This window comes from Hyphomonas sp. UBA3601 (genome assembly GCF_002375605.1).
Lineage (GTDB): Bacteria > Pseudomonadota > Alphaproteobacteria > Caulobacterales > Hyphomonadaceae > Hyphomonas.
The window spans coordinates 24,329-34,908 of sequence record NZ_DFME01000036.1; the positions used below are offsets into that span (position 1 = coordinate 24,329).

Genomic DNA, 10,580 nt, shown 5'->3' on the forward strand with positions numbered 1-10,580 from the left:
CGAAGGCGACGGAGCCTCTCCGGCGGGCACATGGCCGGTGCGGAATGTCTTCTTCAGGCCGGACCGTCTGGACCCGCCCGTCACCAGCCTCCCCCGGGTGCCGTTGAAACCTTATGATGGGTGGTGCGATGCGCCGGATCACCGCCTCTACAACCGGCCTGTATCCCTGCCATTTTCGGCAAGCCATGAAAAATTATGGCGCGACGATCATGTCTATGATGTGATTGTCGAACTTGGCTACAATGATGATCCGGTGACGCCGGGCCTTGGCAGCGCGATCTTCATGCATCTGGCCCGGCCGAATTTCGAGCCGACCGAAGGCTGTATTGCGCTCGAGCAGAACGACTTGCTCACCTTGCTGGAACTGATGGTGCCGGGCGCCGAGATCGAAATCTCTTTCTAGGCTGAAGAGTCACGCGGGCCAAACAGGGCAGACCCAACCCGCACATGCGTCGCTCCAAAGCGCGTAGCGATGTCATAATCTGCGCTCATGCCCATGGAGAGCTGGGGGAGTTCGAGACGCCTGGCGATCTTGGCCAGCAGGGCAAAGTGGGGACCAGCCGGCTCATCAACCGGGGGGATGCACATCAGACCAGTCACATCCAGTCCTTGCTCCCGCGCCACGCGGAGCAGCGCTTCGACGTCTCTTGGGGCAACCCCGGCCTTCTGCGGCTCTTCGCCGGTATTCACCTGGATCAGATAAGTCCGTTTCAAACCAGACTTCTGTTCGGCCTTGGCAAGTTCGCGGCAAAGCTTTGGTCGGTCGAGCGTCTCTATGACATGAAACAGGTTTACCGCGTCTTCGGACTTGTTCGATTGCAAGGGGCCAATCAGCCGCAATTCCAGATCCGGATAATCCGCGCGGCGCGTTTCCCAATGCTGGAATGCTTCCTGTACGCGGTTTTCTCCGAAGACGCGGTGCCCTGCCGCGAGGATCTCTTCCAGTGCCGCATCGGATTGGGTTTTCGTCACAGCCACAAGCGTGGGCGGTGTTTCAGCAATAGCAGCAAGATCGCCGAGGATCTCGGCGCGGCGCTTGGCAATTCCGGGGAAGTCCGTATCAGTCATCTTGATGGCGCAGAAACCCCAAGACGAGCCGAGACGCAAGCTGATCTCTGCGGCGAGACGCTCGCGGCGGCATTTGCCATCCTGGTTGCCACCCGCCCTTTTCCTGACCGATCCGCAACGGACACCGGACCCGGTTTCAGTTGCAGAAAACCTTCCCGCAGGCTGGGGCATTCTTTACCGTCACTTCGGGGCACGGCACAGTGTATGGCAGGCGCGCCAACTTGCAGACATCGCAAACAAGCGCGGACTTGCCTTGCTGGTTTCGGCCGATCCGGACCTGGCAATCGAAGTTGGCGCAGCGGGCGTGCATTGGCCGTATGCCCGGCGACACGAGGCCCGCAAATGGCGCGACCGGTTCGATCTGATGAGCATAAGCGCTCATGGCCGCGCCGAATTGCAAAAGATTGATGCAAGCGTGTTCGATGCGGCACTGGTGTCTACAGTGTTCCCATCCAATAGTCCCTCCGCCGCGGCGCCCATGGGGCCACACACGTTACGCTGCCTGTCGCGGCAAAGCGCGCTACCAATCTACGGGTTGGGCGGAATCAATTCGCGCAATGCCGCCAGCATAAGCGATGCAGCAGGCCTGGCAGCGATTGAAGGAATAAGGGACCCGTTCAGATCCTAGAATTTGAAGGCAGACTTCAGCCGGATACCCGCTTCGACTTCGCGAGACTCCCATGTGGAGGTGTCATTCAACTCGTCCGTGCCAACACTGACTTCACCGCCAACCGAGAATCGCGGGGTAATCTTGAAGGTCGCACCCGCCTGCATTTCTTCACGCGGTAGCGGAGAAAGGTCTGTACGGGAGACCTTGTCGAGGTTCAGTTGCCAACGGGCATTGCCGCCAAACTGCATTGAGAATTCGCGGTCAGGTTGGGCCTGCCAGACAGATTCGGTGCTAGCGGGTTTGGCCTGAGCGAATTGACGATACCATTCGGACTGCGCGGCGGAGGTTTCAGATATACTGGGCGTTGCCATTTCCATGGCGGGTGCAGACACGTCATCTTGCGCCGCGGCTGGCAAAGCCAGCGCGGTTAGCGCGATCACGAAAGTTGCAAAGCCCAGCTTCATCGAATTTACCTCTGCTCCCAGAAATAGTCGGAGGGGCAGGTAAAGAGAAGATTAAGAATCTGAAAGACCCGCTATTCTAGTCCGATAGTGTGATTTCTATCACAATCCCCTCAGGGGAATTTTTACCCGCCGAAACGCCAAAAGCGTTAGTTGGCGACAGGTTCAGGCCGTTGTCCGCGTATCCAAGGGTGAATCTTGCATGTTTTGTGACATTTCGCGAGACGCCCAATTTCCATGCTTCTCCCTCCAGGCCTGCCAGATCATCTTCCGCGAATCCGTATTCGGCCCCTATCAGGTAATCGCCCACCGACTTGGTCAGACCCACAGTCCACGCTTCATAGTCACCCCCCGTCTTGATGCCATTGTCGGAGACGAGCCACGTTGCACCGATGGATATCGTGTCAAATTCCGCCTTTGTCCCCACTGACCAGGTCGTGACCCGGTCATACAAATCCGATGCGTAGGGCGGCGTCTCAATCTCTGCGGTACTTGCTGCAAGGGCACCGCTCAGCCTTACGCCCGCGCTGCGCAAAAGGCGCGAGGCATTGATGGACCCTTCAACCGCATTGGTGATTGTTAGGGGTGCAGCGCCAGGCAGATTACGGTCAGCATCCCGGTCGAGGCCGCGGACATCCGCCTTGGGCGTGATGCTGACACCCGCGCGCACTCCCACCAGGCGAGGTGTCGCGTAAGAAAGCTTCACCGACGGCCCCGTCAGGTCATGCCGTGTCGTAACCATGTCCAACCCTGTTGGGTCCAACACCTGACGACCGCTGGCAAGCGTATCAAAAACGGAGGGTGCGCCTTCCTGAAAACGCGCCGCAACGCCCAGGTCCCGCCCCAACCGGAGCTGCCCATAGCCACCTTCGACATATATGTAAGCCGTTTCAATTTCGGCTCGGGTTTCGGTGTCATTTGGCGGAACGCCGACTGCCAGCCCAGTGAACGCGCCCTGCAACCCCAGACCGCTCCCCTCCATACCGACCGGTACACCGCTGAATCCGGCCCGTTGGGAGTGGTCCTTCTGAAGTTCAGCCCGACCGGCAGCGCCGATTTCAAGGCCGCTATCCAGGATTCGATTGGTCGATACGCCAGCCCAGGTACGCGCCAGAATTTGCTCGTCAGCCTCCGGCATCATTACCAGACTGGCACCCAGATCGGTTTCGGTTTCCCACGGATTCCAGTCGTCCTCCCATTGCGCATGCGCGGCGGGGCCGGCAAGCGCCAAAGCGAGAACGGAGATTTGGGCGAATTTCATACCGGTCCTCCATGGGGGCGACACGCAGATCAGCACTGGCGAGCCCGTAAACCCCTTGTTATACAAACCGCCGTCAACAAGGTCTTGCACTCAGGAACTTTCTTCATGGTCAAATATGTTTTCTCTGCGGCGATTGCCGGCATGCTGATGGTTTCAGGCTGCCAGTCCAAATCGGGCGGCAACGCCGAAGCCCGCGTGATCCAGCAAAATATCGGCAGCGTGAATCCATATCTCTGGCGCGCCTCGCTCGACACGTTCGATGATCTTCCGGTGGCAACGGCCGACCCTATCGGTGGCCTGATCACGTATGACTGGAAGGCATATGCCGCCGCGCCAAACGAACGCGTCAAAGTCACGGTCTACATCCTTGATACGCGTTTGCGTGCAGATGGCGTGAAAGTTTCCGTGTTCCGTCAGGAAAAGAGCGAAGCCGGCGAGTGGACCGATGCTGTCGTTGATCCGGAAACCGCACTCCAGCTTGAGAACAAGATTCTGGATCGGGCACGACTGCTGAAGAACTCCCAGCTGGGCTAAGCTCCGGCTGAACCAATAATCCGGAAAGGTCAGGGGCATGGCGACCCGTTACGATCCGCAAATCGCGGAACAGAAATGGCGTGCAGCTTGGGAAAAGGCCGCACTCTTTCACGCAAAATCTCCAGCCGAGGCGGGCGATGCGCCCAAGGCCTATGTGCTGGAGATGTTCCCATACCCATCCGGGCGGCTGCATATGGGCCATGTGCGCAATTATGCGATGGGCGATGTTGTTGCCCGCCACAAGCGCGCCAAGGGCTATAATGTGCTCCATCCAATGGGATGGGACGCGTTCGGGATGCCGGCCGAGAACGCTGCCATGGAGCGCAATGTTCATCCGGGCGAATGGACCTATCAGAATATCGCCTCGATGAAGGCCCAGTTCTCGAAGCTCGGCCTGTCGCTCGACTGGAGCCGGGAATTCGCGACCTGCGACCCGGAATATTACGGCGCCCAGCAGGGTCTGTTCCTGAAATTCCTGGAAAAGGGCCTCGTCTATCGCAAGGCCTCGAAAGTGAATTGGGACCCGGTCGACAATACGGTGCTGGCCAATGAACAGGTCATCGACGGGCGCGGATGGCGCTCGGGCGCGCTGGTGGAACAGCGCGAGCTCACGCAATGGTTCTTCCGCATTACCGACTATGCCGAAGACCTGCTGACCGAAGTGCAAAAGCTGGAGCGCTGGCCTGAAAAGGTGCGCACCATGCAGGCGAACTGGATCGGCCGGTCGGAAGGGCTCCAGATGCGGTTCGAATTCGATGGCACCGCGCCATCCGGATTTGGCGAAGGCATCGAGATCTTCACGACCCGTCCGGACACGCTATTCGGCGCGAGCTTCATCGCCCTGTCACCAGATCACCCGCTGACCGTCCAAATGGCGGAGCAATCGGATGAGCTGAAAGCGTTCCGCGCAAGATGCGCACAGATCGGCACCAGCCAAGAAGCCATCGAAAAGGCCGAAAAGCTTGGCTTCGATACCGGCCTGACCGTCAAACACCCTTTCGACGACACGAAGGCCCTGCCCGTATGGGTCGCGAACTTCGTGCTGATGGGGTACGGCACCGGCGCGATTTTTGGCTGCCCGGCGCATGACCAGCGCGATATCGATTTTGCCCGGAAATACGGCCTGAGCGTCACGCCCGTTGTGCTGCCGGCCGACGCTGACGCTGCCACGTTCGATGTTGAAAACGAGGCCTATACCGGCCCCGGCAGCATCTTCAATTCCGGCTTCCTTGACGGGATGGCGATTGATGACGCCAAGCGCGCCGCCATTGAAAAAATCGAATCCATGGGGCTCGGTGAAGGCAAGGTGAACTATCGCCTTCGTGACTGGGGCGTCTCGCGCCAGCGCTACTGGGGCTGCCCGATCCCGGTCATCCATTGTGAAAACTGTGGCATCGTGCCGGTGCCGGAAGCTGATCTGCCGGTGAAACTGCCGGACGAGGTTTCCTTCGACCAGCCCGGCAATCCGCTGGAGCGCCACCCAAGCTGGAAACATGTCGATTGCCCGAAATGCGGCAAGGCCGCCCGCCGCGAGACAGACACGCTGGACACGTTCGTCGACAGCTCCTGGTACTATTCCCGCTTTGCCAGCACAAACGATCTAGAAGAGCGCGCCTATTGGATGCCGGTCGACCAATATGTTGGCGGCGTCGAGCATGCGGTGCTTCACCTGCTCTATGCGCGCTTCATCGCCAAGGCGATGCGCGATGTCGGCCTGCTGGACTTGCCGAATGGCGAGCCGTTTGCCGGTCTTTTCACGCAAGGCATGGTGACGCACGAGACCTACAAGTCTGCGGCCGGAAAGTGGCTGGAGCCGAATGAAGTCACTCGCGATGGCGATACCTGGATCGAGACCGCCACCGGCGCGATTGCGACGGCAGGTCCGATCGAGAAAATGTCGAAGTCCAAGAAGAATACGGTCGACCCGGATGCCATCATCAGCCAGTTCGGCGCGGATGTCGCGCGCTGGTTCGTCCTGTCAGATTCCCCGCCGGAACGAGATGTCGAGTGGACCCAGTCCGGCGTTGAAGGCGCGTCGCGGTTTGCCCAGCGCCTGTGGAGCGTGTTCGATGCCCTGCCAGAGGATACCAGCACTGCCGCTGGCGAGGATGCCGACTCCACAGCGCTGCGGAAAGCGAATCACAAGGCCGTCGCAGCCATCGACAAGGCAATCGAGGAATTCCGGTTCAACTCTGCCGTAGCCACCATCCATGAATGGGTCACCACTTTGAAAAAGGCTGAATCGGCTGGCGACACCGTGTTGGGCGCGCGTATTGAAGGCGCCTCCATGCTGGCCCGCTGTGTGACACCGTTCATACCGCACCTGGCCGAGGCCTGTTGGGAACGACTGGGCCAACCTGCCTTCGTATCCTCAGCGCCCTGGCCCGTGGCGGACCCCGCCCTGCTGGCGGAAGATGAGGTCACAATGGCGGTTCAAGTGAATGGGAAGCGCCGCGCGGAAATCACCGTGCCGAAGAGTATGGACAAGGATTCCGTCGAAGCCGTTGCGAAAACCCATGCGGATGTAGCCAGCTTCATTGAGGGCAAGTCCGTGAAGAAAACCATTGTCGTGCCCGGCCGCATCGTGAATATCGTGGTGGCATGAAACAGTTCTTCGCTCTTGTCGCCTTCGCCCTCATAGCCGGGTGCGGATTCAAACCGGTCTATGCGACGGGCGCGGGCGCCACTTATGGCGGCGCCATCACGGTCGAACCCATCGATGGCCGATCGGGATACATCTTGCGCCGGGCCTTGCAGGAAGAGTTGGCGATCGGATTGCCAAACGTGACAGAGGCTGCCTCGCTCCAGATTACGGTGAAAGAAAATCTGACACGGTTGGCATTCCAGCAAGACGGCGCAGCGGCGAGATCAAATGTTACCTTGTCGGGCCGTTACGCTTTGTCTCAAGGCCAAGAACGGTTGACCGGCTACGCTGTTGGCGAAGTCAGTTTTGCGGTACCGAGCAGCACTTATGGAGACATAGCAGCCCAAAAGAGCGCCTCGGAGAGAGCGGCCGGCATCTTGGCGAAGAATATCGTGGACGACCTGCGGCGCAAATTGTCGGTTGAATAATGTTGTTCAAGGGCAAACAGGCGAGTGATTTTGCCCGCAAGCCCAAACCATCCGTTTGGGCTGTGCTGGCCTTCGGTGAAGATTCCGGCCTCGCCTCCGATGCCGCGATTTCCCTGATCAAAGCCTGGACGCCGAAAGGCGCCAATATGGATGTCACCACACTGGATGATGACTCCATCAAGAAGGACCCATCACTCCTGTTCGACGGACTCGAAGCGGTATCCCTCTTGGGAGACCCTCGCGTCATCCGCGTTCGGACAAGCGGCGACAAGATTGCCGCCCTGTTGATAGAGGCCATTCAGAAAGGTGAATCGCAGGAGGGCTATTATTCCGCCCGCCTGATAATCGAAGCTGGTAGCCTGCAGAAGCGCTCGAAATTGCGCGCCGCCGCAGAAACCGCCCAACTGACCGCCTGCCTGCAACTGTTCGCCGACGAAGCGGGCGATATTGAAAAACGGGTTCAGGATGCGCTGAAGTCCGAAAGTGTCCAGATCACACCCGAGGCGCTCGCACTGTTTGTGGGCGACCTGCCGGGCCATCGCAATCTGGCCAACTCGGAGATCGAGAAGCTCGCCCTCTATGCACGCGGTCTGGGCCGACCGCTTGATGTGGATGATATCCGGTCCTTGTCCGCTACCGATGTGGATCACAATCTTTCAGCCGCCATTCGCGCAGCGCTCGATGGCAAACCGGCGCTCGTCCATACCACACTCGACCGACTGGCTGTTGCGGGCACGAGTGGGATTTCCATCCTGCGTTCACTTCAGTTCGAAACCATGCGCATGCTGGACGCTCAGTCTCGGCTTGCATCCGGCCAATCGAATCCCGGCATGAAACTCCGGCCGCCCGTTTGGCAAAGCGAATGGGGCCTGTTCAGCGCGCGCCTCAGGAAGTGGCCGACCAAGCGGCTGATGCGGGTGATGGAACGGATCTATGAAGCAGAACAACAAGCCAAGTCCGGTTCAGGCAGTGCGGACCCAGTAATCCGTGTACTGATGAATGAAATCGCCCGCGCCGCCGAAATAGCAAGCTGACGTTCAGAGAATGTTGCGCTTGGCAGTCAGACGTCTGCAGACATCGTCAAGTTGTTCCAGGTCGCGATACTTGATGCGAAGCTCGCCGCCATTCTTGCCGTGGCGGATGTCTACATCCAGTCCGATGGACCGGGAGAGATCCGCCTCGAGGGCTTCGGTGTCGACATCCTTTTCCTCTGACTTGAGTCGGGCGGATTTGGTTTCAACGGGCGTGTCTTCGCGAGCAGCCTTGGCATGCGCTTCGACCTCGCGAACCGTCAGGCCTTTCTCAACAGCAAGCTCCACCAGCGCTTCCGGATCGGGCGCACCCAGCGCCGCGCGCGCGTGTCCCGCCGTGACCTTGCCATCACGAACATACTCTCGAGCGCCTGCTGGCAATTGCAGCAAGCGCAGGGTGTTTGTGATGTGAACCCGACTTTTGCCGACGCTTGTGGCAAGACTGTCCTGAGTTCGACCGAAGCGCTTCATCAGCGCCTCATAGGCTTCAGCTTCTTCAATTGGGTTGAGGTCTGCGCGCTGAACATTCTCGATGATGCCGATCTCGAGTAGTTCCAACTCGTCGGTATCCCGTACAATAGCGGGAATACTGGTCAGACCGGCCAGCTTGGCGGCGCGCCACCGACGCTCCCCCGCTATGATCTGATACTCGTTCTTTTCCTTGGGATCCGGACGGACCAGAATAGGCTGGAGAACGCCTTTGGATTTCAGTGATTCCGCGAGTTCCTGAAGGGCGGCCTCGTCGAAGGTCCGACGAGGCTGTTTCGGATTTCGGCGAATCTTGTCGATCGCGATTTCGTTGGAGCTGCCCTTACTCCCACCTGCAGTGCGTGCTTCAGGCGGAGAGACAGCCTCCACTTCCCCAATCAGGGAAGACAGGCCGCGTCCAAGACGGGAAGGTTTGCTCTTGGTATCGTCGCTCATATGGGTCAGGCCGCGCGGGCTTTCTCTCTTTGAAGGACTTCGGATGCGAGACGGATATAGGCCTCGCTACCTGGACAGCGATAGTCATACAACAAGGCCGGCTTGCCGAAAGATGGCGCTTCGGAAAGGCGTACATTCCGCGGTATGACCGTATTGTAGACCTTGGCGCCAAAGAAGGCTCGCACTTCGTCGGCGACCTGGTCGGACAGATTGTTTCGCCGGTCATACATGGTCAGGACGACGCCCTGGATTTCGAGATTGGGATTGAGGCCAGAGCGCACAACTTCCACCGTGCGGAGCAGTTGGCTAAGGCCTTCCAGCGCCAGGAACTCACACTGTAGCGGAACCAGAAGTGCATCGGCGGCCGTCATCGCGTTCAAAGTAAGCGACGACAGCGATGGCGGGCAATCAATCAGAATATAGTCATACTGGACCAGTCCGCCCTGGACAGACCGCTGAACATAATCATGCAGCGCGTCGCGCAATTTGTAGGACCGGTGAGAGTCATTGGCCAGTTCGGTTTCTACACCAGAGAGGTTTTCATCGCCCGGAACAATGTCAAGACGCGGCACAATCGTTGACAGAACCGCTTCTTCCAGCGGGATCCGGTCCACGACAACATCATAGGATGTCTGATGCCGATCCTGGCGCTCAATACCCAGCCCTGTGGAGGCGTTGCCCTGCGCATCGAAATCGACAATCAGGACGCGCCGGCCCACAGCCGCCAACGCCGTGCCGAGATTTATGGACGTCGTTGTCTTCCCGACCCCGCCCTTTTGGTTCACGACTGCAAAGATTCTAGGTTTACCGCTGACCACGCTTGAGCTCCCTCACGATCAAAATCACGCCTGACCCACCAGTGCGACTTGGAATCGCCTCATAGGCGAAGTTCCATCTTTGTTGGGCGTCCGTCAATTCTTCTTTCCAGCGTTCGCCCTTTAGAAAAACCCCTGTTGCACCGTTTTCCATCCAGGGAGCGGCGTAGTCGAGCAGTTTTGGAAGGGGCGCAAACGCCCGCGCAGTGATAATATCCGCGGTGGAATTCGGCGCAGCCTCAATCCGTCCCTGATAAACGGACGCATTGAGACCAGCATCGCCGATAGCGGCGCGGAGAAAGGCGCATTTCTTCCCGACGCTTTCCATCATGGTCACATGACTGTGTGGTCGGGCCGCAGAAATGATCAATCCGGGAAATCCCGCACCCGAACCGAGATCGACGATCCGCGTTGATTCCGGAATAAACGGCAGAATCTGGTAGGAATCAGCCACATGCCGACCCCATATCTGCGGCCACTCACGCGGTCCAATCAGATTGGAGCGTTGCCGCCACGCGTCGAGAGTTAAGATCACGGCGTCCAATCTTTCCAATGTTTCACGTGAAACATCGAATTCGGCCAGAAAGGCCGCGCGATCTTCGGAATTCATCATGAGTGTTAACCAGCTTTCTTCCGGCGCTTAACATATCCCAAAAGGGCCGTTAGAGCGCCGGGCGTCACGCCTTCAATACGACCGGCCTGTCCCAACGTAGAAGGACGGACCGATTCCAGTTTCTGGCGAACCTCATTCGAGAGACCGCCAATTCCCGAATAATCGAGATCTGCCGGGATCATCAGATCTTC

13 protein-coding genes are annotated in these 10,580 nt (G+C 58.7%); 6 read left to right on the forward strand and 7 right to left on the reverse strand.

Features of this window, described 5'->3' with window-relative positions; genetic code table 11:
• The coding region (locus B4F73_RS04215; protein WP_290482578.1) for a L,D-transpeptidase family protein at window positions 1–403 on the forward strand (403 nt) is incomplete at its 5' end.
• On the opposite strand, the gene B4F73_RS04220 is transcribed toward B4F73_RS04215, so the two are convergent.
• Window positions 400–1,068: a YggS family pyridoxal phosphate-dependent enzyme gene (locus B4F73_RS04220; protein WP_290482579.1), complete on the reverse strand. Its 669-nt coding sequence runs from the start codon at window positions 1,066–1,068 to the stop codon at window positions 400–402. The two genes, B4F73_RS04215 and B4F73_RS04220, sit on opposite strands and share 4 nt — an antisense overlap.
• A gap of 4 nt (window positions 1,069–1,072) precedes the next feature.
• Here B4F73_RS04220 and B4F73_RS04225 point away from each other — a divergent pair, with 4 nt between their 5' ends.
• The gene (locus B4F73_RS04225) at window positions 1,073–1,696 is read left to right on the forward strand and encodes a thiamine phosphate synthase (RefSeq protein ID WP_290480268.1); all 624 of its coding nucleotides are present in this window, start codon (window positions 1,073–1,075) and stop codon (window positions 1,694–1,696) included.
• On the opposite strand, the gene B4F73_RS04230 is transcribed toward B4F73_RS04225, so the two are convergent.
• Both B4F73_RS04230 and B4F73_RS04235 read right to left on the reverse strand, forming a co-directional pair.
• Window positions 1,693–2,142: an NtrZ family periplasmic regulatory protein gene (locus tag B4F73_RS04230; RefSeq protein ID WP_206991723.1), complete on the reverse strand. Its 450-nt coding sequence runs from the start codon at window positions 2,140–2,142 to the stop codon at window positions 1,693–1,695. The two genes, B4F73_RS04225 and B4F73_RS04230, sit on opposite strands and share 4 nt — an antisense overlap.
• 76 nt (window positions 2,143–2,218) lie before the next feature.
• On the reverse strand, window positions 2,219–3,400 hold the full coding sequence (locus B4F73_RS04235; RefSeq protein ID WP_290480267.1) for a porin: 1,182 nt from the start codon (window positions 3,398–3,400) through the stop codon (window positions 2,219–2,221).
• A 105-nt stretch (window positions 3,401–3,505) separates the two neighbouring features.
• Here B4F73_RS04235 and B4F73_RS04240 point away from each other — a divergent pair, with 105 nt between their 5' ends.
• Genes B4F73_RS04240 through holA form a run of 4 tightly spaced genes read left to right on the forward strand, consistent with a single transcriptional unit; the run spans window position 3,506 to window position 8,040 of the window.
• Window positions 3,506–3,934 carry a DUF3576 domain-containing protein gene (locus B4F73_RS04240; RefSeq protein WP_034813069.1) on the forward strand — a complete coding sequence of 143 codons (429 nt, stop codon included), beginning with the start codon at window positions 3,506–3,508 and terminating at the stop codon, window positions 3,932–3,934.
• Window positions 3,935–3,971: 37 nt separating this feature from the next.
• Window positions 3,972–6,539, forward strand: a complete 2,568-nt coding sequence (leuS, locus tag B4F73_RS04245; protein ID WP_290482580.1) for a leucine--tRNA ligase — start codon at window positions 3,972–3,974, stop codon at window positions 6,537–6,539.
• Complete coding sequence (gene lptE, locus B4F73_RS04250; RefSeq protein ID WP_206991720.1) at window positions 6,536–7,006, forward strand: LPS assembly lipoprotein LptE; 471 nt, start codon at window positions 6,536–6,538, stop codon at window positions 7,004–7,006. The genes leuS and lptE overlap by 4 nt, the downstream gene beginning before the upstream one ends.
• A complete protein-coding gene (holA, locus tag B4F73_RS04255; protein WP_290480265.1) occupies window positions 7,006–8,040 on the forward strand; it encodes a DNA polymerase III subunit delta in 1,035 nt (344 codons plus the stop codon). The genes lptE and holA overlap by 1 nt, the downstream gene beginning before the upstream one ends.
• Before the next feature lie 3 nt (window positions 8,041–8,043).
• On the opposite strand, the gene B4F73_RS04260 is transcribed toward holA, so the two are convergent.
• The 4 genes from B4F73_RS04260 to B4F73_RS04275 all read right to left on the reverse strand — a co-directional run.
• Window positions 8,044–8,961: a ParB/RepB/Spo0J family partition protein gene (locus B4F73_RS04260; RefSeq protein WP_290482581.1), complete on the reverse strand. Its 918-nt coding sequence runs from the start codon at window positions 8,959–8,961 to the stop codon at window positions 8,044–8,046.
• A 5-nt stretch (window positions 8,962–8,966) separates the two neighbouring features.
• Window positions 8,967–9,779, reverse strand: coding sequence for a ParA family protein (locus B4F73_RS04265; protein WP_034813061.1), 813 nt, complete (start codon window positions 9,777–9,779; stop codon window positions 8,967–8,969).
• Window positions 9,766–10,389, reverse strand: coding sequence for a 16S rRNA (guanine(527)-N(7))-methyltransferase RsmG (gene rsmG / locus B4F73_RS04270; RefSeq protein WP_290482582.1), 624 nt, complete (start codon window positions 10,387–10,389; stop codon window positions 9,766–9,768). The genes B4F73_RS04265 and rsmG overlap by 14 nt, the downstream gene beginning before the upstream one ends.
• A 5-nt stretch (window positions 10,390–10,394) precedes the next feature.
• A partial coding sequence (locus tag B4F73_RS04275; RefSeq protein WP_290482583.1) for a hypothetical protein occupies window positions 10,395–10,580 on the reverse strand: 186 nt, incomplete at its 5' end.